Source organism: Streptomyces sp. NPDC030840, assembly GCF_055572015.1.
Genome location: NZ_JBVIEE010000026.1, coordinates 115,137 through 138,957 on the forward strand (window position 1 = coordinate 115,137; position 23,821 = coordinate 138,957).

Annotated in this window: 22 protein-coding genes; 14 read left to right on the plus strand and 8 right to left on the minus strand. The window is 72.5% G+C overall.

The annotated features are described in order from the left end of the window. Positions 1–11 precede the first annotated feature (11 nt). The 6 genes from ACZ49J_RS38240 to ACZ49J_RS38265 form a co-directional block, all read right to left on the minus strand. The gene (locus ACZ49J_RS38240) at positions 12–545 is read right to left on the minus strand and encodes a hypothetical protein (RefSeq protein ID WP_467455300.1); all 534 of its coding nucleotides are present in this window, start codon (positions 543–545) and stop codon (positions 12–14) included. A 23-nt stretch (positions 546–568) separates the two neighbouring features. Next, a complete protein-coding gene (locus ACZ49J_RS38245) occupies positions 569–2,518 on the minus strand; it encodes a hypothetical protein (protein ID WP_467455299.1) in 1,950 nt (649 codons plus the stop codon). A 359-nt stretch (positions 2,519–2,877) separates the two neighbouring features. After that, a complete protein-coding gene (gene msrB / locus ACZ49J_RS38250; RefSeq protein ID WP_467455298.1) occupies positions 2,878–3,285 on the minus strand; it encodes a peptide-methionine (R)-S-oxide reductase MsrB in 408 nt (135 codons plus the stop codon). A gap of 13 nt (positions 3,286–3,298) precedes the next feature. Next, positions 3,299–4,687, minus strand: a complete 1,389-nt coding sequence (murC, locus tag ACZ49J_RS38255) for a UDP-N-acetylmuramate--L-alanine ligase (protein WP_467455297.1) — start codon at positions 4,685–4,687, stop codon at positions 3,299–3,301. 213 nt (positions 4,688–4,900) lie between these two features. Next, entirely contained in the window at positions 4,901–5,374 is a 474-nt protein-coding gene (locus ACZ49J_RS38260) for an indole-3-glycerol phosphate synthase (protein ID WP_467455296.1), read from the minus strand. Between the two features lie 90 nt (positions 5,375–5,464). Then, positions 5,465–6,292 (minus strand): pyrimidine reductase family protein, encoded by an 828-nt coding sequence (locus ACZ49J_RS38265; RefSeq protein ID WP_467455295.1) that lies wholly within the window; start codon positions 6,290–6,292, stop codon positions 5,465–5,467. Here ACZ49J_RS38265 and zapE point away from each other — a divergent pair. The 8 genes from zapE (at position 6,291) to ACZ49J_RS38305 (ending at position 14,796) form a co-directional block, all read left to right on the plus strand. After that, positions 6,291–7,436: a cell division protein ZapE gene (gene zapE / locus ACZ49J_RS38270; RefSeq protein WP_467455294.1), complete on the plus strand. Its 1,146-nt coding sequence runs from the start codon at positions 6,291–6,293 to the stop codon at positions 7,434–7,436. The genes ACZ49J_RS38265 and zapE overlap by 2 nt on opposite strands. Before the next feature lie 361 nt (positions 7,437–7,797). Beyond that, positions 7,798–8,196, plus strand: a complete 399-nt coding sequence (locus tag ACZ49J_RS38275) for a hypothetical protein (protein WP_467455292.1) — start codon at positions 7,798–7,800, stop codon at positions 8,194–8,196. Positions 8,197–8,275: 79 nt separating this feature from the next. Further along, a complete protein-coding gene (locus tag ACZ49J_RS38280) occupies positions 8,276–8,857 on the plus strand; it encodes a carbonic anhydrase (RefSeq protein ID WP_467455290.1) in 582 nt (193 codons plus the stop codon). A 14-nt stretch (positions 8,858–8,871) separates the two neighbouring features. Next, positions 8,872–10,341 carry a SulP family inorganic anion transporter gene (locus tag ACZ49J_RS38285; RefSeq protein ID WP_467455289.1) on the plus strand — a complete coding sequence of 490 codons (1,470 nt, stop codon included), beginning with the start codon at positions 8,872–8,874 and terminating at the stop codon, positions 10,339–10,341. A gap of 207 nt (positions 10,342–10,548) precedes the next feature. After that, entirely contained in the window at positions 10,549–11,436 is an 888-nt protein-coding gene (locus ACZ49J_RS38290; RefSeq protein WP_467455288.1) for a slipin family protein, read from the plus strand. Between the two features lie 88 nt (positions 11,437–11,524). Further along, the gene (locus ACZ49J_RS38295; RefSeq protein WP_467455287.1) at positions 11,525–12,892 is read left to right on the plus strand and encodes a PhoX family protein; all 1,368 of its coding nucleotides are present in this window, start codon (positions 11,525–11,527) and stop codon (positions 12,890–12,892) included. A 168-nt stretch (positions 12,893–13,060) separates the two neighbouring features. Beyond that, a complete protein-coding gene (locus ACZ49J_RS38300) occupies positions 13,061–14,578 on the plus strand; it encodes an FAD-dependent oxidoreductase (protein ID WP_467455286.1) in 1,518 nt (505 codons plus the stop codon). Positions 14,579–14,610: 32 nt separating this feature from the next. Continuing rightward, positions 14,611–14,796 carry a hypothetical protein gene (locus tag ACZ49J_RS38305; protein ID WP_467455285.1) on the plus strand — a complete coding sequence of 62 codons (186 nt, stop codon included), beginning with the start codon at positions 14,611–14,613 and terminating at the stop codon, positions 14,794–14,796. A gap of 40 nt (positions 14,797–14,836) precedes the next feature. On the opposite strand, the gene ACZ49J_RS38310 is transcribed toward ACZ49J_RS38305, so the two are convergent. Next, a complete protein-coding gene (locus ACZ49J_RS38310) occupies positions 14,837–15,508 on the minus strand; it encodes an ABC transporter (protein ID WP_467455284.1) in 672 nt (223 codons plus the stop codon). After that, positions 15,508–16,443, minus strand: coding sequence for an ABC transporter ATP-binding protein (locus tag ACZ49J_RS38315; RefSeq protein WP_467455283.1), 936 nt, complete (start codon positions 16,441–16,443; stop codon positions 15,508–15,510). The genes ACZ49J_RS38310 and ACZ49J_RS38315 overlap by 1 nt, the downstream gene beginning before the upstream one ends. 146 nt (positions 16,444–16,589) lie before the next feature. Between ACZ49J_RS38315 and ACZ49J_RS38320 the strand changes: the two genes are divergently transcribed. The 6 genes from ACZ49J_RS38320 (at position 16,590) to ACZ49J_RS38345 (ending at position 23,644) form a co-directional block, all read left to right on the plus strand. Then, entirely contained in the window at positions 16,590–17,345 is a 756-nt protein-coding gene (locus ACZ49J_RS38320) for an aminoacyl-tRNA hydrolase (protein WP_467455431.1), read from the plus strand. A 94-nt stretch (positions 17,346–17,439) separates the two neighbouring features. Beyond that, on the plus strand, positions 17,440–18,048 hold the full coding sequence (locus ACZ49J_RS38325; protein WP_467455281.1) for a DUF4142 domain-containing protein: 609 nt from the start codon (positions 17,440–17,442) through the stop codon (positions 18,046–18,048). A gap of 318 nt (positions 18,049–18,366) precedes the next feature. Further along, positions 18,367–19,173 (plus strand): DUF4142 domain-containing protein, encoded by an 807-nt coding sequence (locus tag ACZ49J_RS38330; RefSeq protein WP_467455280.1) that lies wholly within the window; start codon positions 18,367–18,369, stop codon positions 19,171–19,173. A gap of 216 nt (positions 19,174–19,389) precedes the next feature. Continuing rightward, positions 19,390–20,787, plus strand: coding sequence for an MbnB/TglH/ChrH family RiPP precursor modification enzyme (locus ACZ49J_RS38335; protein WP_467455430.1), 1,398 nt, complete (start codon positions 19,390–19,392; stop codon positions 20,785–20,787). Between the two features lie 283 nt (positions 20,788–21,070). After that, a complete protein-coding gene (locus ACZ49J_RS38340; RefSeq protein ID WP_467455279.1) occupies positions 21,071–21,829 on the plus strand; it encodes a DUF4142 domain-containing protein in 759 nt (252 codons plus the stop codon). Positions 21,830–22,012: 183 nt separating this feature from the next. Continuing rightward, a complete protein-coding gene (locus ACZ49J_RS38345; protein ID WP_467455278.1) occupies positions 22,013–23,644 on the plus strand; it encodes an alpha/beta hydrolase in 1,632 nt (543 codons plus the stop codon). Positions 23,645–23,821 lie beyond the last annotated feature (177 nt).

Here is a 23,821-nt window from a genome sequence, read left to right on the forward strand (position 1 = left end):
TGATGGGGCGTTCAGGCAGGTCGGGTGCGCAGGAAGAACAGCTCGATGGTGGCCGTCCCCGGCTTCCGATCCGAACTGGTGTTCCGGTAGCTGCGGATGATGTCCTCGTCGTACGGCGGGAAGAAGCCGGGCGCGACTCCGGTCAGCCGGGTGGCGACGGCGTGCGCGTAGGTGCGGCTGGCCTGGTCCGTGACGGGGCAGGTGCGGCAGGAGCCCGCCGTGCCCCAGACGATCACCAGGGCCGCCGTCCTGCCCGGGTACTTCTCGATGCCCTTCTCGACCTGTGCGCGCAGGGCCCGCACGGCCGGCGCCTTTCCGGCCACCAGCGCCACGGCGTCGAGGGACACGTCGAACTCCTCGCTGTCCGGGTCGAGGCCCGGCTGTGCCGCGGGGGTGGTGGCGACGACGCCGGGCGCCGAGGTGGAGGGCCCCGGCGCATCGGCCTCGTCGCCCTTGCCGGCCGGTGAGTTCCACTGGCTCCCCAGCACGATCAGCACGACGACGAGCAGGAGATCGGCGAAGAGCCAGCCGGCCCCTTGCGTCATGCCCACTCCGGGCCGCCGGCTCGTCACCGCTCCGCCCGCCCCGGCACGTCGGACCCGGACCGCGCGCCCTCCGGCACCGTTTCACCGGGGGCCTCGACCGCTTCCCCCGGGCTGTCGGGCGGGTCGACCGCCGGGCCGCTGTCACCTGCCACGGCCACGGCCACGGGGGCGTCCTCCGGTTCTCCGCCGCCGGCCGCACCGCTCGCCGAACGCGTGTCCGGAGACGGGACCGGCCTGGCGGTTTCCCGGTGTTCGTCGCCTTCCTCGGATTCCCCGTGGTCCGCGCGATCCTCGTGTCCCCCGGGGCTCCCCTGCTTCCTCGGGTCCCCGTGGTCCTCGCCGTCGTCGCCTGCCGCGTGGTGGGGTGCGTCCGTGCTCACCGGCCGTCGTTCCGTGCGGTCGAAACCGTTGGCGAACACGGGGGGCGCCGCCCCAGCCGCGCCCACCGGCGCCGGCAGTGACCGGGTGAGCCGGTCCGCCGCGTCGTGGACCAGGCCCGCCACCTGGCCCATGGTGACCCGGAACTCCTCGGTGGCGTGGCGCAGTTCGCCCTCGGTGTGCGCCCGGCCCCGGTCGGCGGCCTGCGCGGCTTCCTCGCGCAGTCGGCCGAGCTCCCGCAACTGCGCGACGTGGGCGACCAGTTCGGCGGACGCCGCCCGCACGTCCTCGCGCAGGGTCGCCGCGAGGGCCACGACGGCCTGGTCGTACGCCCACCCGATCCGCTCCGCGCCGTCCGCCGCGGAGACCTCCAACGCCGCGGGCAGCCCCGCGACGCTGCCGTCGAGCCGCTGAACCGCCGAGGCCAGTTCACCCGCCGCCGATTCCAGCGAGGCCCGCGCGGAACCGAACGTGCCGTCCATCGTCCGGGCGGTGCGGTCGAGCAGTTCGGCGCTCCGCGACGCCGCCGTCTCCTCGCGCTCCGCGGCCGCCTCTGCCGCCTGCGAGATACGGCGCACCGCCTCGGCCGCCGCTTCCGCCAGCCGTTCGGCCGCGTTGCCCGCCGCCTGCCGTACGCCGTGGCCCATACCGTCGAGCACCTTGCCGACTTCGCCGGAGAGCACCTGGGCCCCGCGATGGGCCTCTGCCGCCGCCTGGGACACGCTGTCCGTGGACCGGGCCACGGACTCGGCGGCGGACTGCAACTCGCGCATGCCCTGCCCGAGGGCCTCGGCCGCGGCCTGGGTGAGCGACGAGGTCGCGCGTGCCTCGGCGATCAGGCCGTTGGTCTCCCGCTGTGCCCTGTCGGCGAGTTTCCCCAGCGAGCGCAGGTTCTGTGCCGCGCCCCGCAGTTCCTCTCCGAAACGCTGGGGGGTGGCGTGGGCCGCCTCCGCCGCGAGACCCTGGACCTGCACGAGTGCGCCGGCGAGCCGGGCCGCCAGCACGCGGGCGGAGGCTTCCTCGGCGCGTTCGTGACGGTGACGCAGGATCGTCGCGAGGACCAGGAGGCTCAGGGCGGTGACGGTGTAGCCGACCAGCATGTCGAAGTGGAGCGGCACCGCCAGATGACCCGCGAACCCCTCCTGCCACAGCGCGAGGAAGGTCTGTCCGTCTCCCTTCCCTTCGGCGCGCATCCTCTGGTAGGCCCAGGCCGCCGCTCCGAGCCCCGCCCAGGTGACCAGGAGGGGCACGAACACCAGCGCACCGGTGGATCCGGCCAGGACACGGGCGGCCCGCGCGAAGCGGCCCCTCAAGCCCCGGGGCCGGCCCTGGGAGAGGGCGGCGCTCCTGCCGGCCCGGGCCTTGGCCACAGGGGCGGCGGGCAGGAACGAGTCCCCGGCCGCGTACGCGGCGACCAGATCGGTACCTGCCCACCGGGCCAGGTCACCTGGCGTCAGGATCCCCTCGGCGAGTTCCTCGAGTGCCACCCGGTGGACGGCCACGCGTGGGTCGGTGGCGAGTTCGCGCAACTCCGCGGCCAGCCCGCCAGGATTCCGGCCGGTCGGCCCAGGCTCCGGCACTGCGGTACTGACCATGGAACCCCCCGCGCTCCGGTACTTCCCCCACGTCCCGTCTCCCCCGGACAGGACGTACCGGTCTCGGTTCCGTGCCGTTTCGTGCGGCACCTGGCCGAGCCGCCCCAATTAGGCCACATCGCGCATCAAAGGGACTATGCGATGGACACAACATCCGCATATCCCAGGGGGTCGGTGGCGGCAAGGCGCGTAGGGGATGTACGCCATGGGACGCCGGACCGCGCCCCATGGCCGCACGCCTGATCGACGTTCGCCCCAGTGACCACAGCGGGCACACGACACACCACGGCCGGCGAACGCGAGGGCCGTGCGGGGTGGTATCGGTTCCAGCCGGGCGTCCGGTCGGGTGCGAGCCGGTGTCAGTCCGCGTCGGGCGTCAGCCGCAGCGAGACCGAGTTGATGCAGTAACGCTGATCAGTCGGCGTCGGATAACCCTCGCCCTCGAAGACGTGTCCGAGATGCGACCCGCAGCGGGCGCACCGGACCTCCGTGCGCACCATGCCGTGGGAGCGGTCCTCCAGCAGCTCCACGGCGTCCGAGTCCTTCGGGTCGTAGAAGCTGGGCCAGCCGCAGTGGGACGCGAACTTGGTCTCGGAGGTGAAGAGTTCGGCGCCGCAGGCACGGCAGGAGTAGACGCCCTTGGTCTTGGTGTCGGTGTACTCACCGGTGAAGGCCGGCTCCGTGCCGGCCTGGCGCAGGACCGCGTACTCGGCCGGGGTCAGCTCCGCACGCCACTGCTCGTCCGGCTTCTCGACGTCGTACGACATGAAGCTCAACCCCTCACTTCGCCAGGTGGTCCAGGATCAGCGGGCCCAGGTCCGTGACGTCACCCGCGCCCATGGTGAGAACGAGATCACCCGCCTTCGCCATTCCCGCGACCACCGACGGCGCCGCGTCCTTGTCGTGGACCGCCGTGACGTCCGCGCCCGCGGCCCGCGCCGCCTCGATGATCAGCTCGCTGGTCACGCCGGGGATCGGGTCCTCGCGGGCCGGGTAGATGTCCAGGACCACGGAGGCGTCCGCCAGGGCAAGGGCCTGGCCCATCTCCTGGCCCAGCTCCTGGGTGCGGGAGAACAGATGCGGCTGGAACAGCACCACGATGCGGGCCTCGCCGGCGGCCCCGCGCATCGCCTCCAGGTCCGCTGTCATCTCCGTGGGGTGGTGGGCGTAGGAGTCGATGACCTGGACGCCCGCGGCCTCGCCCTTCAGCTGCAGGCGGCGCTTGACGCCCGTGTACGCGGCCAGTGCCGGGGCGAGTTCCGCGGCCGGGACACCGAGGGCCGCGCCCGCCGCCAGCGCGGCCACCGCGTTGAGGGCGTAGTGACGCCCGGGGACGGAGACCGCGAAGGTGAGCTCCACGCCGTCCAGGACCGCGGTGACCTGGCTCTTCAGCCCCTGCGGGACGATCGACAGGACCCGCACGTCGGCGTCCTCGGCCTCCCCGTACGTCACGGTCCTCACCGTGCCGGCGAGTCGCCGCGTCAGCTCCCGCGCACCCTCGTGGTCCGCCGAGACCACCAGCGTGCCGCCGGGCACGATCCGGCCGGCGAACGTCTCGAAGGACTCGTAGATCTCGTCCATGGAGGCGTAGTTGGCGTGGTGGTCGAGCTCGACGTTGAGGACGATGGCGACCTCGGGCGCGTACTTGTGGAAGCTGCGGTCCGATTCGTCCGCCTCGGCGACGAAGATCTCACCCTCACCGTGCAGGGCGTTGGATCCGGGGGCGTCGAGGTCGCCGCCGATCGCGTACGACGGCCGCAGGCCCAGCTCGCCCAGCGACACGGCCAGCATCGAGGTCGTGGTGGTCTTGCCGTGGGTGCCCGCCACCGCGATCGGCCGCAGGCCCTCCATCAGGGCCGCCAGCGCGTCCGAACGGTGCACCACGGGGATGCCCAGCTCGGCCGCGCGGGCCAGCTCCGGGTTGTCGGCGCGGATCGCCGAGGACACGACCACACAGCTCGCGTCGTCGGCCAGGTGCTCCGCCGCGTGCCCGATGTGCACGGTCACCCCGAGCGCGCGCAGTGCCTCGGCGGTCGCGGACTCCTTGGCGTCGCTGCCCGCGACCTTCGCCCCGCGCTGCGCGAGGATCTTCGCGATCCCCGACATCCCGGCCCCGCCGATCCCGATGAAGTGCGGCCGGCCCATGGCGGAGGGAAGTCCGGGTGCCATGCGAGTTTCTCCCAGGGGTGCGTACGACGATGGGCGCGCCCTGCGGTGGGGGCGCGCCCCAAGCCTATTGCGTACGCAATGGCGCACTGACATGCCCAGGGCCGCACGCACCCACGTCAGGGGCCGGGGAACTGCGCGACCAGCCACGACAAACCCGCACCCGACAACAAAGAGGCACCCCAACGGCGCCAACCGCCCACTCAAGCGGAGCGGCTACGCCTTGCTGTGCGAGAACAGCTTCAGCACCGGCACCCCCACCTTGTGCCGTGCCCGGGACGCCCAGTCCCGGTGGAAGAACTCCTCCACGTAGTGGGGATCTGTCAGCACGATGACCTCGTCGGCCCCCACCTCGTCGACCAGCGACTTCAACGCGTCCAGCGGATGGTCCTCGATCAGCCGCCCCTCCGCCCCCTGCCCCGCCCCGCGCAGGGCCCGCAGGGACACCTCCAGGGCCCGCTGCCCGGGCTCCCGTGCCTCGTCCCCCTCGGGGGTCTCCCGCTCACGGGCGGCCTCGTCCAGCTCGCCGAGGGCGAGGTCGTCGATGGCCCTCAGCAGGCGGTCCGCCTGGTCGCCGCGGGGCTGGAGCAGAACATGGAAGGAGACGGCCTCGTCGCCGTGCAGCGTGGTGACGAACTCCACGTCGGCGGACGTCAGGGCCTTCTCGATCATCAATACGCTCGTGAACACGACAGGCGCCCTTCTCCTTCTGGGACGGGGACTCGGGTGTCCAGTGTGCCCAGCGGAACCGAAACGGAACGGCACGCCGCCCGCAGCCCCTCAGGTTCGACGGTAACGACTGAACAGGAACCCGGCCTCCTCCAGGAGGGACGCGAGTTCGAAACGCTTCGGTACGGCGACGGAGGGGCCCCCGGCGATGCGCTGCGCGTCCCCGGCCGTCAGCATCGGGGCGACCGTGAGACACAGCTCGTCCAGCACGTCGGCCGCCACCAGCTGGCCGAGCAGCCGCGGCCCGCCCTCGGTGAGCAGCCGGGTGTGCCCCAGGTCGGCGAGGGCGCGTACCGCCCGGGCGGGCTCCACCCCCATGCCGTCCCCGGCGATCACGACCCGGACGCCGGCCTTCTCGGCGGTGGCCACCCGGTCGGGGGCCGCCGCGGCGCCGGTCAGCAGGAGCGTGGGGACCAGGGGCGAGGTGAACAGGGGGAGCGAGAAGTCCAGGTCCAGGCTCGCGCTGACCACGGCGACGGCGGGCGCGGGCGCCTGCCCGGCGGCCTCCCTGCGCGCCGCGAAGGCCTCACGCGCGCGGGCGGGCCGGTAGCCCTCCTGGCGTACCGTCTCGGCGCCCACGAGCACCACGTCCGCCAGACCGCGCAGCGTGCCGAAGATCCGCATGTCGGCCGCGCTGGAGATGGGCTGGGAGCGTCCGTCGTGCTGGGCGGCCCCGTCGAGGGTGGAGACCATGTTGGCGCGCAGCCAGGGCTCGGGGGCGCCCGGGGACGCCGGTGGATAGGCGTACGCCTCGGCCAGCTCGTCGAGGCTCCAGTCCTGCTCGGCGGCCGCGTCCTGGTCCGCGTCCGTGCCCCCGCCGGACGCGCCGGAGAGCCGTCGGGTCGCTGTCTCTTCGGTCACAGGGAACAGGCGTCGCATGTCGTGCAGTGTGGCACGGCCCTTAGACTCGGTAACCGTGTCGTCGTTCACCACAGCCGTGTCCGGAACTGGCCGCATACCCGAAGCGGCCCCGCTGTCCCTGTGCGCCCGTGAGCCGCACGTCCCCGCGGACCGGCTGGTCGCCGAGATGGTGCCGCCGCCCCGCTTCGACTCGGTGCGCTTCGACACGTACATCCCGGACCCGCACCAGCCCAGCCAGACGGAGGCCGTCCGGGTACTGAGCGGCTTCGCGGCGGGGCTCGGCGGCGCGCCCGAGGGCGGCTCGGGCGGCGTGCGGCGGCTCCTCGGCTTCGGCAAGGCCGCCAAGAAGCTCCCCACCGGTCCGCGCGGCGTCTACCTCGACGGCGGCTACGGCGTGGGCAAGACGCACCTGCTGGCCTCCCTCTGGCACGCGACCCCGGCCGAGCCGGCCCTGAAGGCCTTCGGCACGTTCGTGGAGCTGACGAACCTGGTCGGCGCGCTCGGCTTCCAGAAGACGGTCCAGACCCTGTCCGGACACCGTCTGCTGTGCATCGACGAGTTCGAGCTGGACGACCCGGGCGACACCGTGCTGGTCTCGACCCTGCTCGGCAAGCTCGTCGACGCGGGTGTCGCGCTCGCCGCCACGTCGAACACCCTGCCGGGCAAGCTCGGTGAGGGCCGGTTCGCCGCGGCCGATTTCCTGCGCGAGATCCAGGGGCTGTCGGCGCACTTCCGCACCCTGCGCATCGACGGCGAGGACTACCGCCACCGCGGGCTGCCCGAGGCCCCGGCGCCGTACTCCGAGGAGCAGGTCGCCAAGGCCGCCTACGCCACCGCGGGTGCCTCGCTCGACGCGTTCCCGCAGCTCCTCGACCACCTGGCGCGCGTCCACCCGAGCCGCTACGGCGCCCTCACGGACGACCTGAAGGCCGTGTGCCTCACCGACGTGCGGCCCGTGCCCGACCAGTCGACCGCCCTGCGGCTCGTCGTGCTCGCCGACCGGCTGTACGACCGTGAGGTGCCGGTCCTCGCCTCCGGACTGCCCTTCGACCAGCTGTTCAGCGAGGAGATGCTGAACGGCGGCTACCGCAAGAAGTACTTCCGGGCCATCTCCCGCCTGACCGCGCTCGCCCGCGACGCCAAGGGGCTCGTCGAACACTGAGCCCGGCCGCCAAGGGGCTCGTCGAACACTGAACCCGGCGACCAAAGCGCCGTCGAGGTCCGAACCGGGCGGCCGGCCGCCGAGCGCTCACCGGGCACCACGGCCCGCCTCACACCCACTTCACGCCAACATCGCGCCACGCCACGCCCTGCCGCGCGCTGCCCTCAGGTCGCCTACGTGCTGAACTCCGTGAGGTCAAGGGCTAGTTCAAGCCATGATTGCCTCGCTTTTCAGGCTCTCTTCAGCAGGAAACGTTAAGTTAACCCTGCAAACAACTTCGCCGGGTTAACGTTCCTCTTGACCCGCCGTTGACCAACTGTTGACGCGCCGAAAAGACCGCCAACTATCCGGGGGGAGGCACATGTTGCAAGGTAAGACGGTTCGGAGCGCAATGATGCTCATCGCCGTCGTCCTGCTCTGCCTCCCTTTCTCCACTCTGACGACCCCCTTCGCATCCGCGCACAACGGGCGGGACGCGAAGATCGAGGCCGCGCCCGGAAATGTACTCACGGGTAAGTCTCTGCGCGACGAGGTCGTCACCCACCGCGAGTGCGAGGGCTCCAGGGGCCCGATCGTGCCCCTGCCCAGGAACGACCGGCCCCGCACGGCCGCGCCGGTGCCCCAGGCACCCGAGCGGCCGCTGCGCGCGGAGGATCCGGCGTCCGCCCACGAGCCCGTCGCACATGTCCCGCCACACCACAGTGCGGCGAGACCGCGGACGGCCCACACCCCGGCCGCACTCCAGGTCTTCCGCTGCTGAGCAGCAGAGTCCCTCCCCCCACACTCTGTCTTGTCAGCCCGACGCGCCGCCGTGGCGCGCCAGGAGGAGTCACCACATCATGCAGCCCCTCATCGACAACGCCCGCACGTTCGGACAGCGCCCTGAGGAGTTCGCCAGGCTGGCCGAAGGCCAGTCCCCCCAAGTCCTGTTCATCACCTGCTCCGACTCCCGGGTCGTCCCCGCCCTGATCACGGGTGCCCGGCCGGGCGAGCTCTTCGAACTGCGCACCGCCGGCAACATCGTGCCCCCCTACGGCTCCGACCGTCCCACCGGCGAGGCGGCCACCATCGAGTACGCCGTGGAGGTCCTCGGTGTGCAGGACATCGTGGTCTGCGGTCACTCGCACTGCGGTGCGGTCGGCGCGCTGGTGCGCGGCGACGACCTGGCCGCCGTGCCCGCCGTGCAGGGATGGCTCTCGCACGCCGCGGACGAGCCCAAGTGCGACGACCCGGCCGACCCCACGGTCGCGGAGGCCGTGCAGAACCACGTCCTGACGCAGCTGCTGCGCCTGCGGTCCTACCCGTGCGTCGAACAGCGTCTGACGGCGGGACAGCTCCGCCTGCGGGGCTGGTACTACGAGGTGCACACCGGGGCCGTGCGCGAACACCGCGCTCACACCGACTCGTTCGAGTCCCTGTGAGCGGGGGAACGACTGTGCTGACCAAGTTCCCCTACCTGAGGCAGGACTTCGCCGCCTCGCTCGTCGTCTTCCTCGTCGCCCTCCCGCTGTGCGTGGGCGTCGCCGTCGCCTCCGGCGTCCCGGCGGAGCTCGGACTCGTCACCGGCATCGTGGGCGGTATCGTCACCGGCCTCATGCGGGGCAGCAGCCTCCAGGTGTCCGGTCCCGCCGCCGGTCTGACCGTGCTGGTCTTCGAGGCCGTCGACGAGTTCGGGCTGCCCGCGCTCGGCGTCATCGTGCTGGCCGCCGGTCTGCTCCAGCTCGCCATGGGCGCCCTGAAGCTGGGCCGCTGGTTCCGGGCGATATCCGTGTCCGTCGTCGAGGGCATGCTGGCCGGCATCGGCCTCGTCATCATCGCGGGCCAGCTGTACGCGGCGGCCGGGCTGAAGGCCCCCGCCTCCGGTATCGGCAAGATCGCCGGGCTGCCCGGCGCGGCCGTGGAGGCCCTCGGCAGCACCGCGGCGCTGACCTCGCTCGCGATCGGCGCCGGCACCATCGCCGTGATGGTGCTGTGGAAGCGGCTGCCGAAGAAGGCGCAGACGGTGCCCGGCGCTCTCGCCGCGGTACTGCTGGCCACCCTCGCCTCCCTCGCCTTCAGCCTTCCGGTCGCCACCGTGGAGGTGAAGGGTCTGCTGGACTCCATCCAGCCGCCCGGCTTCGACGCCTTCGGCGAGCTGGCGAACGTGAGCATCCTCGGCACGATCATCGCGTTCACGCTGATCGCGTCCGCCGAGTCGCTGTTCAGCGCCGCGGCCGTGGACCGTCTCCACGACGGGCCGCGCACCGAGTACGACAAGGAACTGATGGCCCAGGGCGCGGGCAACGCGGTGTGCGGTGCGCTCGGCGCGCTGCCGATGACCGCGGTGATCGTGCGCAGCTCGGCCAACGTCGCCGCGGGTGCGAAGACGAAGGCCTCCCGTGTGATGCACGGCGTCTGGCTGCTGCTCTTCGCCGCGCTGCTGCCGTCCACGCTGGCGCTCATCCCGATCCCGGCCCTCGCGGGCATCCTCGTCCACGCGGGCTGGAAGCTGATCCCCTTCCAGGGGATCGCCGGGCTGTGGCGGGCGCACCGCGGTGAGGCGCTGATCCTCGTCGTCACCGCCGTGTCGATCGTCGCGGTGAACATGTTCGAGGGCGTCCTCATCGGCCTCGCCCTCTCGGTCGTCAAGACCGCGTGGGAGGCCTCGCACGTCAAGCTGGAGGTCATCGACAAGGGCGCCGGGCCCATCCAGGCGTACCTGTCGGGCAACGCGACCTTCCTGCGCCTGCCGAAGATCCTCGACAGCCTGGAGGCCCTGCCCCAGGACCGCCCGATCGAGGTGGACCTCTCCGGTCTCCACCACCTCGACCACGCCTGCCGCACGGCCCTGGAGAACTGGGCCGAGCGCCACAGCGCGCCGGACACGGAGCCGGTGAGGGTGACGCCGGAGACGGTGAGCCTGTAGGTCCTTTTTTGGGGACGGGGCTGTCGGTGACGCTGGGTGCGCCACCGACAGCCCCGTCGCTTTGGGCGTCTCGTCTGCCGGGTTCTGTGTGGGGGCCCCACAGACCCAAGCCGCCACGGCGGTGTAGAAACCACCCCCTCGGGCATATCGTGGCATAAGCGGCAAACACGACCGCACACTGAACGACGGCGCCGAAAGGGGGTCGTCATGATCGAGGCACTGGTGACCGCGGCCGTCGCGGTGGGGTCCGCCGGAGCTCTGTACCTCGCGGCGGCCGCACGGGTCGTCAAGCAGTACGAGCGCGGCGTGGTGCTCCGGCTCGGACGGCTCCTCGGACAGCCCCGTACACCCGGTTTCACCCTGGTGGTTCCCGGCGTCGACCGGCTGCACAAGGTCAACATGCAGATCGTGACGCTGCCGGTGCCCGCGCAGGAGGGCATCACCCGGGACAACGTGACCGTCCGGGTCGACGCGGTCGTCTACTTCAAGGTGGCCGACGCGGTCAGCGCCGTGATCAACGTCGAGGACTACCGCTTCGCCGTCAGCCAGATGGCCCAGACCTCCCTCCGCTCGATCATCGGCAAGAGCGACCTCGACGATCTGCTGTCGAACCGCGAGAAGCTCAACCAGGGACTGGAGCTGATGATCGACAGCCCGGCCGTGGGCTGGGGCGTCCAGGTCGACCGTGTCGAGATCAAGGACGTTTCGCTGCCGGAGTCCATGAAGCGTTCGATGGCCCGGCAGGCCGAGGCGGACCGTGAGCGGCGGGCCCGCATCATCAACGCGGACGCGGAGCTCCAGGCGTCGAGGAAGCTCGCCGAGGCGGCCCAGCAGATGGCCGACACGCCCTCCGCGCTCCAGCTCCGCCTGCTGCAGACCGTGGTCGCGGTCGCGGCCGAGAAGAACTCCACGCTCGTCCTGCCCTTCCCCGTGGAACTGCTGCGGTTCCTGGAGCGGGCACACCAGGAGCAGCCGCCCGAGGCGCAGTCGTCCGACGGCAGGCCGCCGGAGGTACGACCCGCCGCCGCACCGCCGCCCGAGGTCACCCCCCTGCGGCCCGAGGCTGACGGAGTGACACCACCGAGAGCGGAGTGACAGCTTCTACGCGCGTGGTTCACGGGACCGGAGCCGCGTGATACACACAGGCGGGTCACATCCTGTCCGCCAGCAGGAAGGTCCCCTCATGTCAGTGACACGACGTCAGCTGATGGCCCGCTCCGGTGCTCTGGGAGCGGGCATCGCGTTCACCGGTGCCCTCTCCGAACTCTTCGCGGGCACGGCCGCCGCGCAGAGCGGCCTCGGCCACTCCGGTTACGGCCCGCTGATCCCCGACCCGGACGGTCTGCTCGACCTGCCGAAGGGATTCCGCTACCGGGTCCTGTCCCGCGAGGGCGACCCGCTCCGCTCCGGCGAGGGCAAGGTGCCCAGCAACCACGACGGCATGGCCGCCTTCGCCGGCGGACACGGCCAGGTCCATCTGGTCCGCAACCACGAGAACCGCGTCACCGGCCGGATCGGCGTCCCGACGGTCGAGGGCCTGACGTACGACCCGATGGGCAAGGGCGGCTGCACGGCTCTGACGCTCGACCGGCGGGGTGCCGTCGTCGGGGAGCGCGTCGCGATCGCCGGTACCGCCGTCAACTGCGCGGGCGGTCCCACCCCCTGGGGCACCTGGCTGACCTGCGAGGAAACCGAGGACAAGGCGGGCACGAACGGCTACACCAAGGACCACGGCTTCATCTTCGAGGTCGACCCCGCCGACCCGCACCGCAGCGGCGCCGTACCGCTCACCGCGATGGGCCGCTTCCAGCACGAGGCGATCGCCGTCGACCCGCGCCGCGGCATCGTCTACGAGACCGAGGACGCCTTCGAGAGGCCCTTCGGCCTCTTCTACCGGTTCCTCCCCGACAAGCCGCGGGGCGGGCTCGGCTCCCTGCGCGCGGGTGGCCGTCTCCAGGCGATGCGCGTACCCGGCGTGCCCGACCTCTCCTCGATCCAGGAGACCGGAGCGACCTTCGACGGCGTCGAATGGGTGGACGTCCCCGACCCGCTCGCCGTACGGACCCCCATCCGTCTGCAGGACTTCGGTCCGAAGGGCATCACGCACGCGCAGAAGCTGGAGGGCTGCTACTGGGGCGGTACGAGCGTGTACTTCGTCTCGTCCTTCGCGCGCAGCGCGGAGGGCTCGGCCGCGGACCACTACGGCCAGATCTGGCGCTACGACCCGGCCGGGCGCCGTCTCACCCTGGTGATCGTCTTCGGCCCGGACACGGACGTCCAGCTCCCGGGCGAGTCCCCCGACAACATCTGCCTCGCCCCCAGCGGCGGCCTGATGGTCTGCGAGGACGGCGACGGAGCCCAGCACGTCTACGGCGTGACCCGCCGCGGCGAGGTCTACGCCATGGCCCGCAACGCCCAGAACATCGGCACCCCCGAGAAACCGGAGTGGGGCGAGTTCGCCGGCGTCACCTTCTCCCCGGACGGCCGCACGATGTACGTCAACTGCTACACCCCGGGCACGACGTTCGCGGTGACGGGCCCGTGGCGCTGAATCCGACCCGCGCCCTTGAGGGGCGCGGGGCTGTGTCGAGTATGCGGCTCCGCCGCGTGGGCGTGACGAAACCACAACGCACCCACACCCGCACCCGGCCACCGACAGGAACCCGGCAGACGAGACGCCCCACCCGGTTGCCCGGCGGCACCTGGGTACTCGGCCCCCATGGACGAGACACGGGGTTCGTACTGGATGGAAACCGCACCGACGAAGGCGTACCCGCCCCTGGACGAGGACCTCACCGTCGACGTGGCCGTCATGGGCGCGGGCATCGCCGGCATCAGCACCGCCTGGGAGCTCGCCCGCAGCGGACGAACCGTGGCCGTACTGGAGGCCGGGCGGATCGTCGGTGGCGTCACCGGCCGCAGCTCCGCCAAGGTGAGCGCCCTGCACACACTCGTGTACGGAAAGCTGCTCCGGACCCGCGGCGCCGAGGGAGCCCGGCTGTACGCGCGCTCGCAGGCCGAGGCCGTCGACCGGGCCGGGGAGATCATCGACGACCTGGGCGCGGACTGCGACTGGGAGCGCAGGAGCGCGTACACGTACGCGCAGAGCCCCGAGCGCGTGGAGGACGTCCGTACCGAGGCGGAGGCGGCACGGGAGGCCGGGCTGCCCGCCGAGTACGTGACCGGGACGGCGACGGGGCTGCCGTATCCCGTCGAGGGGGCCGTGCGCGTCACCGGGCAGGCCCAGTTCCATCCCCGGAAGTACCTCCTCGCCCTCGTCGACGACCTCACCCGGCACGGCGGGCTGCTCTTCGAGCACACACCCGCCGTCGCTCTGGAGGAGGGCGAGCCCTGCCGCGTCACGACCGAGGGCGGCGCGAGCGTGACCGCGCGTGACGTCGTCGTCGCCACCCACTACCCCGTCTTCGACCGGGCCCTCCTCTTCACCCGGCTCGCCCCGCGCCGCGAGCTCGTGGTGGCCGGGACGATCGACGCCGGCCAGGACCCCGGCGGCATGTACATCACGCCGGACGAGGGTCTCCGTTCCGTGCGCACCGCGCCCCACGGCGAGGACGGCAAACGGCTCCTCCTCGTCACCGGCGAGTCCTTCACCCCCGGCACCGGCGACCCGGCGGAACGCTTCGAGCGGATCTCCGGCTGGGCCCGCGAGCGCTTCCCCGGCGTCGACCTGACCCATGGCTGGGCCACACAGGACAACGACTCCACCGACACCGTGCCACTCGTCGGCCTCCTGCACCCGGGCGCCCGGCACGCGTACGTGGCCACCGGCTTCGGTGGCTGGGGCATCAGCGGGGGCATCATGGCGGGCCGGCTCCTCGCCGGCCTCATCACCGGTGACCGGCCGCCGTGGGCGGAGCTGTACGACCCCCGCCGCCTGCGCTCGACGGTGCGCGAGGCACCCGCGTTCCTGCGCCACCAGGCCAACGTCGTACGGCACTTCGTGGCCGACCGGATCCGCCACGTCACGTCCGTGGACGAGATCGGGCGGGGCGAGGGAGGCGTCGTCCGCGCCCACGGGAAGCACTACGCCGTCCACCGCGACGACAACGGCACCCTCCACACCCTGTCCGCCCGCTGCACCCACCTCGGCTGCCTCGTCGCCTTCAACTCCGCCGAGCACACCTGGGAGTGCCCCTGCCACGGTTCCCGCTTCGACATCGACGGCAAGGTCGTGCAGGGCCCGGCGACCCGGCCCCTGGACCAGCGGGAGCTGTGAACGTGCCGCCCCACCCGGCCTACGCTGGCCACATGAGCGACAGCGACTACTGCACGATCAGGGCGGAGGACACCCACCCGCCCCGGGCCGACGGCCCGCCCTACGCCGAGTGCGTGCTGTGCCGGGAGCCGACCGAGTACCCGGAGTCGTACAAGGGCGTCACCCTGTGCCCGGTCTGCGAGTGGCGGGAGGCGGAGCGCACGGCCTGCTCGGGGTGACCGGAAAGAGACGTACGGACTCTCCGCGACGCGCCGGCCCTCAGGAAGAGCGCCGGGTGGTGAGCGCGCACGCCACCGCGATCGCCGCCGCCGCGAGGATCGCGGCGCCCGCCAGGGGCAGCACGGGCACCGGGACCGTTCCCTCCCGCGAGCCGCTGACCAGCGCGCTGACCGCCGCCCGCGCCGGAGAACCCGTGACGACGAGCGCCAGGAGCGCGCCCAGCAGCAGTGCGGGAACGGCCCGCCCCGGCGAGCGCAGCAGCGGACGGGTGGTGAGCGCGCCGACGGCCGTGCCGAGGAGCGCGCACGCGAGCGTGGCGAGCATTCCCGCGGCACCGGCCTGCAGCGCCGGCACCCGTATCCGGTGGTCGGCGCTCGTCGCGTCGCTGATGAACGTGACGAAGACCGTGGCGACGGCCCCGAGTGCCACGGCCGCCACCAGCGCGACGGTCACACACGCCAGGTGCGCCCGCTCGGGGCCCGCCGCCGCGCCGACACAGCTCCGCGCCGCCGCGGGCTCGTTGGTGGCGCAGATGCGGACCAGCCAGGCGGCCACGGGCAGCACCATGGCTGCGGTCCAGCCGAGCGAGTCCAGAACGGGCTGCCCGTTCTGCACACCGATCGCGAGGACCGCCGTGTAGAGGATCACGGGCGGCAGCGCCCGCTGGGAGCGCAGGAGCAGGGCGGCCTGGTAACGGAGGAGCGCGGTCATCAGGAGCTCTCGGTCTCGACGGATTCGGGTGTGCGCGGCCGGGGCACGACGCCCCGCACCGGCTCGGGCTCGGGCTCGACGCTCACCACGTGCCACGGCGGCCGGGCCCCGAGCAGCGCCCTGAGCAGGGCGTCCGAGCGGGACTCCGGGACAGTGATCCGGTGGGTGCCGCCCGCCTGCTCCTCGACGGCCGTGGCGAGCTCCGTGACCTCGGCCGGTACGGCGGCGTCCTGCGAGCCCCGCGCCCGGACGACCACGTGGGGACCGTCCGCATGCGCGTCCGCTTTCCCCGTACGGGGCTCCAGGGCGCCGCCCACCACGGCGTAGACCGCGTCCGGCCGCCCCGCCAGCCGGCGCGGGTCGTGGTCGACGAACACCACCGCGCTCCCCGCGGCCGTGCGCTCGATCACCGCGCGCTCCAGTTCGCCGCGGGCCGGCTCGTCCAGGCCGGTCCAGGCCTCGTCCAGGACCAGCAACTCCGGTTCGGCGAGCAGGGCCTGGGCCACGGCGACCTTCTGGCTGCTGCCCTTGGACAGTTCCGACATCGGTGTCCGGGCGTGTTCGGCGGCGCCGAATCGCTCCAGCCACTCGTCGGCGGCGTCGGCTGCTTCCGCGCGGGACAGGCCGTGGACGGCGCCGAGGTGGACGAGGTAGTCGGCCGCGGTGAACGGCAGCGCGGACGGGAAGCGTTCGGGTACGTACGCCGTGCGCGGGCGGCCGACGACCCGGCCCGCGGTGGGCGCGTCGAGGCCCGCGAGGAGGCGGAGCAGCGTGGACTTCCCTGTGCCGTTGGCGCCCTCGACGCGGATCAGCGTGCCGGGGGCCACCTCCAGGTCGACGCCGGACAGGACCCAGGGGCCGCGTCGCCCGTAGCGGCGGCCGACGCCCTCCAGCCGCAGCCGTTGCCGTTCGCTTTCCGGTGCCTCACGTGCCATGCGTCCCATCCTCGTACGGATGTGCGGGCGCGCGCAGGGGAACGGATCTTCCGCCTGGCAGACTGGGGTGCGTGACCAGTGACCCGCGTGCAGAGACCTCGGTGAACGGCGGCGCAGTGACGGACGGCACAGGGGCGGACGGATCGGTGAACGGCCGTTCTCCTGAGGACAGCCCGTCGCAGGACGGTCCCTCGCAGGACAGCCCGTTGCGCGTCGAGTCCGCGTCGCGTGACGAGGCGCCGCAGTTCGTGCTGCCGCTGGTGGTGCGGATCGAGCGGTCCGCTCCCCCGGCCCGTACGGACGCGCTGGAGACGGCGGCCCGCGCGGTGCTGGTCATCCTGAGCGACGAGCGGTCCCTGGGGGACGGCGAGTGGGCGCGGGCGATGCGGGACTGGCAGGACGCGCGGATCCGCAAGGTGGTCCGCCGTGCGCGTGGCGCGGAGTGGCGCCGGGCCGAGGCGCTGCCCGGGATCACGGTGACGGGCAAGTCCGCGGAGGTACGGGTCTTCCCGCCGGTCCCCCTGGACGGCTGGCCCAAGGACCTGGCCCGCCTGCAGGTCTCCGGCACGGACCTCGACGACCCGGAACCCCCGGCGGACGCGGACCCGGCCGCCCCGGTCCTGTGGATGAGCCCGGAGACCGGCATGTCGGCGGGCAAGGCCATGGCTCAGGCCGGCCACGGTGCCCAACTGGCCTGGTGGGAACTGTCCGGCGCGGACCGCGCGGCCTGGCGCGACGCCGGCTTCCCCCTCTCCGTCCGCGTCCCCGCCCCCGGCCACTGGCGCCGGCTGACCGCCTCCGGCCTCCCGGTCGTCCGGGACGCCGGCTTCACGGAGATCGCCCCGGGTTCGTGCACGGTGGTGGCGGACCACCCGGCGCTGAGGCGGAAACAGGCCGACTGACACGGCTGAACAACACAGCCGTTCCTTACGTATCTCCCTGCACTGGCCAAGCAACAGTTTCCAACGACCAGTTGGTTCCTCAGGGGAGGCTCATTTGGAGCGCGTCAAAGCCTCGATCATCGCCGGCGCGGCCCTCGTCGTCACCGTCGGGGCGCTGTCGTTCCCGGTGTGGTCCTACGACGACCGGTCCGGCACCGCACAGGCGAACATGGCGGCCGGCATGGTGAACACACAGTGGGGTCCGCTGACCGCCTCCGACCGGGATCTGATCGTCCGCGTGCGGCTGGCGGGGCTCTGGGAGCTGCCCGCTGCCGAGATGGCGATGCAGAAGTCCGACAGCAAGTCCGTCAAGGAGGCCGCGGACCACCTGATCGTGGGTCACAAGGACCTCGACCAGCGGGTGCGCACCGTGGCCACCAAGCTGGGCGTCGAGCTCCCGGACGAGCCGAACGCGCAGCAGAAGGGCTGGCTGCAGCAGATGGAACAGGCCCAGGGCGAGGAGTTCGACCGCACCTGGGCGAACCTCCTGCGCTCGGCGCACGGCAAGATCTTCCCGGCCATCGGGACGGTGCGGAACAACACCCAGAACATGATGGTGCGCCAGCTGGCCTCGGACACGAACCAGACCGTGCTGGACCACATCACGATGCTGGAGAAGACCGGAGAGGTCGACTTCGACGCCATCGCGAACGGCACGATCTGACGCGTCCGCGTCGGCCCGGCCCCGCGGCCCGGGCCGACGGCGTCCGGCGGACGGCAGGGCCGGTGGGTGTTCCCCGCGTTCCCCGTGTTCCCCGTGTTCCGGCCGGTGGCGGCTGTGCGCGCGAGGCCCGTCGGCCACGGAACCGGCCGGTCCCCGACCGGGCTCGCCACGGACGGGGGTTCGCCACCGCTCTCACGTGTCACCGGCCACACGGCCGATCACGGCCGGTTGAACATGCCGACCGGCTCGTACGTACCTCTTGGCACTGGCCAAGCAACAGTTCCCCAACGACCAGTTGGTTTCCTCCGGGAGGCTCATTTGCGACGCTCCAAGGGCTCTGTCCTCGTCGCCCTGGCGATCGCCGGCACGATCGGCGCACTCGCCTATCCAGTGGTGTACTCGTACCCACAGCGCAATGCCGCCGCGCAGGCGGCCATACCCACCGGAGACACGGTGACCACGCAGTGGGGGCCGCTGACTCCGGCCGACCGCGACCTGATCGTCAAGGTGCGCCTGGCGGGTCTGTGGGAGCTGCCGGCCGGCCAGCAGGCGCTGGAGCGTTCCTCCGACGCGGTCATGAAGGAGGCGGCGAACCACCTGATCGTCGGTCACACCGACCTCGACAAGCGGGTGCGCATCATCGCGGCGAAGCTGGGCGTCGAACTGCCGAACCAGCCGAACGCCGACCAGCAGGGCTGGCTGGACGAGATGACCAACGCCAGCGACGCGGACTACAACAAGGTGTGGGCGATGCGCCTGCGGGCCGCGCACGGCAAGATCTTCCCGGCCATCGCGGCGGTACGGAACTCCACCCGCAACACGCTGGTCCGCCAGCTGGCCTCGGACGCCAACCAGACCGTGCTCGACCACATCACGGTCCTGGAGAAGACCGGAGCGGTCGACTTCGAGGAGATCGCCATGAATTCGGTCACCGGGACCGCCAGCCCGACCGGCCCGCCGCCGCCGGTCCCCGGACGCTCGCCGGCCTCGGCGCCCGCGGCGGAGCCGAGCACCGACCCCGACGTGAGTTCGTCGCCCTCACCGGGAGAGCCCGGCGTGGTCAACACCAGCCGCCCGGATCCGGAGGAACTCAACGACGACCAGGGCGAACCGGCGGTCCAGTAGCCCGAACCGGCCGTGAGCCGGCAGCCGGCCGGAAGAACAGAAAAGCGCCGCAAGCTCAAATGTTGCTCTGAAGGTCCCCTCCGAGGGGTTCGGCCCGGGGTGCCAGGGTCATGACTGAAGGCACGCCGGAACGGCCGGGACACAGGTCCGCCACGGGGAGACGACCCACAGGGTCCTGGTGAGGCCGTGACCGACGTGACCGAGGAGGGGACGAGGATGAACCAGCTGGGGACGGGGATCGGGTGGCGGCCGGAGATCGCCGACGCCGTGGAGCGCATGGCCGGGAGCGGGGACCGGACGGGCGCGGGGATCGACTGGGTCGAGGTCGTGGCCGAGAACGTCTGTCCGGGTCATCTCCCCGAGTCGCTCACGCGGCTGCGCGAGCGCGGCGTCACGGTCGTCCCGCACGGCGTCTCGCTCGGCCTCGGCGGTGCGGACCGTCCCGCCGAGGACCGGCTGCGGGCGCTCGCGGAGCGTGCGGAGGCGCTCGGGTCACCGCTCGTCACGGAGCACATCGCCTTCGTACGGGCTGGCGGCTCCCTGACGGCGTCCGACCCGCTGGAGGCCGGACACCTTCTCCCGGTCCCGCGCACGCGGGACGCGCTCGACGTCCTGTGCGAGAACGTACGCGTCGCGCAGGCCGCCCTGCCGGTGCCGCTGGCCCTGGAGAACATAGCGGCCCTCATCGCCTGGCCGGGCGAGGAGATGACGGAGGGCCAGTTCCTGTACGAGCTGGCCGACCGCACCGGCGTCCGGCTCCTCATCGACGTGGCGAACCTCCACACCAACCACGTCAACCGGGGCGAGGACCCGTCCAAGGCCCTCGACGAACTCCCGGTCGAGGCCATCGCGTACGTCCACGTCGCGGGCGGCTTCGAACGTGACGGTGTCTGGCACGACAGCCACGCCCACCCCGTCCCCCGGCCGGTCCTCGACGTCCTCGCCGACCTCGCCTCGCGGGTCACCCCGCCGGGCGTCCTGCTGGAGCGGGACGAGAACTTCCCCGAGCCGGCCGAACTGGAGCGGGAGCTGGCCGAGATCCGGGACACGGTACGGCGGGCCTCCGCGGCCAGGACCGGATCGGAGACCGAAAGGGCCTCGGAGACCCCCGAGACTTCGGCGACCCTGGGGACTCCGGTGACTCCGGAACCTTCGGAGACCTTGGAAGCCGGTCACGGCGACACGGCGCCCTCCACGGACCCCGCCCGTCAGCGGCTCGGGCTCGCGCAGGCCTCGTTGCTCTCGGCGCTGGTGGCGGGGACGCCGGTGCCCGAGGGGTTCGACCGGGTGCGGCTGGGGGTGCAGGCGCGGGCACTCGGGGCCAAGCGGGCGGACGTGGTGGCCAAGGTGGCGCCGGAACTGCCGGAGATCCTCGGGGAGTCGTACCGGCCGGCCTTCCTGGCGTACGCCCACGGACACCCGATGGGCGGCGGCTACCGCCGTGACGCGCTGGACTTCGCCGAGCACCTGCTGCTCGGCGGGCGCCCCGAGGACGCCGAGGTGCGGCGCCGGCTGCGCGAGTGGTGGCTGGACCGCTCGGGCCCCGCTCCGCGCGCCGAGCGCCCGACGGCCCGCCTGGCCCGCGCCACCCGCCGGGTCCTGCTCCGCCGCTGAGCGTAGACGGGCACCGGCCTCTCCTAGGTGCGGGCGGGCGACAGTTCCCGGCAGATGTGCCGCGAATAACAAACACGTGTCCCCCACACAGATCTCCCTTCCCCTTTCGCCTGCTTTGCCCCGTCTCGCCCCCCTGTTCTCGTACACCATCAGCACCCATTTCCACACACATCAACCTCGCCTCCTCATACGGCGGTTGGCGTAGACCGGGCAGTAACATGCCAATCTGCAGTCAATCAGCACCCGAAGCGCACTAGCGTGCGGTGCCGCAGCAGGAGGCACCATGCGATCCACCCACCGCAGCGGACTGATCAGCGGGACAGGGCTGATCGTCGCCGGACTGGCGGCGACCCTCATCGCGTTGATCTTTCCGATCTGGTCGTACGCGGACCGCTCCGGCACCGGTGTCCAGACGCTCAACGCGTCCACCGTGTCCACGCGGTACGGTCCGCTGTCCGGTCTCGACCGGGAGTTCATCACGAAGGTCCGGCTGGCCGGACTGTGGGAGCTGCCGGCGGGGCAGCAGGCCCAGCAGAAGGGCACCACCGAGGCCGTGCACACGGCGGGCGAGCACCTCGTCGAGGGCCACACGTTCCTCGACGCCCGCGTCCGCGACGTCGCCGCGCGCCTCGGTCTGCGGTTGCCCAACCAGCCCACCGAGGAGCAGCGTTCCTGGCTGGCCGCCCTGAACACGGCCCAGGGCGAGGAGTACGACCGGGAGTTCGCCAACCTCCTGCGCAGGGCACACGGCAAGGTCTTCTCCGTGGTCGCGCAGGTCCGCGCCACCACCCGTAACTCCCTGGTCCGCGACCTCGCCGACGACGCGAACACGACCGTACTCGACCACATCAAGGTCCTGGAGGCCACCGGGTTCGTCGACTTCGACGCCCTGGCCCACGAGGCCGCCTCCGCGAGCCCGCCGCCCCTCACCAGTTCCCCGGCCCCGCCCGGCCCCGCCGACGACCCCGGCACCCCGGTCCCGGTGACTCCGTCCCCGAGCTACAGCCTGCCTCCGGCGGCCACCGGCCCCAAGGAGGACTAGGGGCGCGGGGGGCTGCGCGAGAAGCCACGACGAACCCGCAGCCGCCCGGCAGCAGAACCCGGCAGACGCGACCGGGCGCTATCGGAGGCAAAGCCGCCTCCGTAGCGGCCCGGTTGCTTTACTTCCCCCTTCCCCGGCCGAAACATCCCCTTTGTCGCCGACATGCGCCGAAAGGGATACGCGATGAGAGCTGCCGTGCTGTACGGAACCGCCGGGTCCTTGGTCCTGACCGCGCTCGTGGCCGCGCCGGCCGGCGGTGACTCCCAGCGGCCCGGAGGCAGGGCCACCGCCGCGGAGACCCGCGGCGTCGCCATCGCGGCCGAACGCGCCCGGAGGCAGGGCATCCGGTTCGGTGACTGTCCCAAGGAGGAGGGCCTGCCCGCCGCCCTCCGGTGCGGGACCGTCACGGTGCCCCTGGACTACGCCCGCCCCGGCGGCCAGAAGATCGAACTGACCGTGAGCCGGATCAAGGCCACGGGCAAGGGCCCGGCGAAGGGGAAGGTCGCGCGGCAGGGGGCGCTCGTCTACAACCCGGGCGGACCCGGCGCCTCCGGCATGGCGTTCCCACTGGTCGGCCACGCCCCCGGGTGGAAGCGCATCGCCGCCGCGTACGACCTGGTCGGGTACGCGCCGCGTGGCGTGGAACGCTCGGCGCCGCTGTCGTGCCAGGACCCCCGGCGCTTCCCGCAGGGCCCCTCGGCGTCGCCGGAGCACCCCTCGGAGCGGTACAAGAAGGAGCGCGTCGCACAGGCGAAGGCGTACGCGCGTGGCTGTGCGAAGCGTGCCGGCGACCGGCTGCGGCACTACCACTCGCTGAACAACGCCCGTGACCTGGACGTGCTGCGGGCGGCGCTCGGCGAGCGGCGGCTGACGTTCCTGGGTGCCTCGTACGGCACGTACTTCGGGGCGCTGTACGCGACGATGTTCCCCTCACACGTGCGCCGCATGGTCTTCGACTCGGCGGTGAACCCCGCTCCGGAGCAGATCTGGTACCGCAACAACCTCGACCAGTCGGCCGCCTTCGAGGGCCGCTGGGCGGACTTCCGCGCGTGGATGGCCCGGCACCACGAGACGTACGGGCTCGGGGACAGCGCGGAGAAGGTGCGCAAGAGCTACGACAGAGCGCGGGCCCGGCTGGCCGCCGCGCCGGCGGGCGGGAAGGTGGGGCCCGCCCAGCTGAAGAGCACCTTCCTGCAGGCCACGTACTACGACGACTACTGGCCCTCGCGGGCGCGGGCGCTGGCCGCGTATCTGAAGGGCGACCCGAAGCCGCTGGTCCGGCTGGCAGGCCCGCACCCGGAGGCGGCCGCCGGCCAGGAGAACACCGGGGCGGTGTACACGGCCGTCGAGTGCAACGACGCGCCCTGGCCCACGGACTTCAGCGTCTGGGACCGCGACAACACCCGTCTGGCGCGCACGGCGCCGTTCGAGACCTGGGACAACGTGTGGATGAACCTGCCGTGCGCGTTCTGGCCGGCGCCCCGGCAGAAGCCGCTGGACGTGCGCACGGGCCCCGGTGAGCTGGCGCCGACCCTGATCCTGGCCGCCGAGCGGGACGCGGCGACACCGTACGACGGGGCGCTCGAACTGCACCGGAGGCTGTCGGGCTCGGTGCTGGTGACCGAGCGGGACGCGGGCACCCACGGCCTCGCGGGCGGCCCCAACCGTTGCGTCAACAGCTACCTCGAGACCTACCTCCTGGAGGGCACCCTCCCGGCACGGCGCGCGGCGTGCTCCGCGCGCCCGGAGCCCAGGCCTGCGGAACCGGACGACCGCACCCCGAAGGAGGCACAGGCCGCCCGCTTCCCGCACTGATCAGGCGAGCCCCGCCACCAGCTCCACCACCGACTTGCGCCGCCCCGTGCAGCATCACCCGGGGGCCACCCCCCGGACCTCCGGCCGAGACAGCGGGGCCGCCCTCCTCATCAGGCGAGCCCCGCCACCAGCTCCGCCACCGACTTGCGCCGCCCCGTGCAGCATCACCCGGGGGCC

What these genes read in the sequence shown, in the direction of transcription:
- ACZ49J_RS38240 (WP_467455300.1), bottom strand. Translation starts at nt 545, where the DNA reads ATGACGCAAGGGGCCGGCTGGCTCTTCGCCGATCTCCTGCTCGTCGTC.
- ACZ49J_RS38245 (WP_467455299.1), bottom strand. Translation starts at nt 2,518, where the DNA reads ATGGTCAGTACCGCAGTGCCGGAGCCTGGGCCGACCGGCCGGAATCCT.
- msrB (WP_467455298.1), bottom strand. Translation starts at nt 3,285, where the DNA reads ATGTCGTACGACGTCGAGAAGCCGGACGAGCAGTGGCGTGCGGAGCTG.
- murC (WP_467455297.1), bottom strand. Translation starts at nt 4,687, where the DNA reads ATGGCACCCGGACTTCCCTCCGCCATGGGCCGGCCGCACTTCATCGGG.
- zapE (WP_467455294.1), top strand. Translation starts at nt 6,291, where the DNA reads ATGTCGTGCAGTGTGGCACGGCCCTTAGACTCGGTAACCGTGTCGTCG.
- ACZ49J_RS38265 (WP_467455295.1), bottom strand. Translation starts at nt 6,292, where the DNA reads ATGCGACGCCTGTTCCCTGTGACCGAAGAGACAGCGACCCGACGGCTC.
- ACZ49J_RS38275 (WP_467455292.1), top strand. Translation starts at nt 7,798, where the DNA reads ATGTTGCAAGGTAAGACGGTTCGGAGCGCAATGATGCTCATCGCCGTC.
- ACZ49J_RS38280 (WP_467455290.1), top strand. Translation starts at nt 8,276, where the DNA reads ATGCAGCCCCTCATCGACAACGCCCGCACGTTCGGACAGCGCCCTGAG.
- ACZ49J_RS38290 (WP_467455288.1), top strand. Translation starts at nt 10,549, where the DNA reads ATGATCGAGGCACTGGTGACCGCGGCCGTCGCGGTGGGGTCCGCCGGA.
- ACZ49J_RS38295 (WP_467455287.1), top strand. Translation starts at nt 11,525, where the DNA reads ATGTCAGTGACACGACGTCAGCTGATGGCCCGCTCCGGTGCTCTGGGA.
- ACZ49J_RS38300 (WP_467455286.1), top strand. Translation starts at nt 13,061, where the DNA reads ATGGACGAGACACGGGGTTCGTACTGGATGGAAACCGCACCGACGAAG.
- ACZ49J_RS38305 (WP_467455285.1), top strand. Translation starts at nt 14,611, where the DNA reads ATGAGCGACAGCGACTACTGCACGATCAGGGCGGAGGACACCCACCCG.
- ACZ49J_RS38310 (WP_467455284.1), bottom strand. Translation starts at nt 15,508, where the DNA reads ATGACCGCGCTCCTCCGTTACCAGGCCGCCCTGCTCCTGCGCTCCCAG.
- ACZ49J_RS38315 (WP_467455283.1), bottom strand. Translation starts at nt 16,443, where the DNA reads ATGGCACGTGAGGCACCGGAAAGCGAACGGCAACGGCTGCGGCTGGAG.
- ACZ49J_RS38335 (WP_467455430.1), top strand. Translation starts at nt 19,390, where the DNA reads ATGAACCAGCTGGGGACGGGGATCGGGTGGCGGCCGGAGATCGCCGAC.
- ACZ49J_RS38340 (WP_467455279.1), top strand. Translation starts at nt 21,071, where the DNA reads ATGCGATCCACCCACCGCAGCGGACTGATCAGCGGGACAGGGCTGATC.
- ACZ49J_RS38345 (WP_467455278.1), top strand. Translation starts at nt 22,013, where the DNA reads ATGAGAGCTGCCGTGCTGTACGGAACCGCCGGGTCCTTGGTCCTGACC.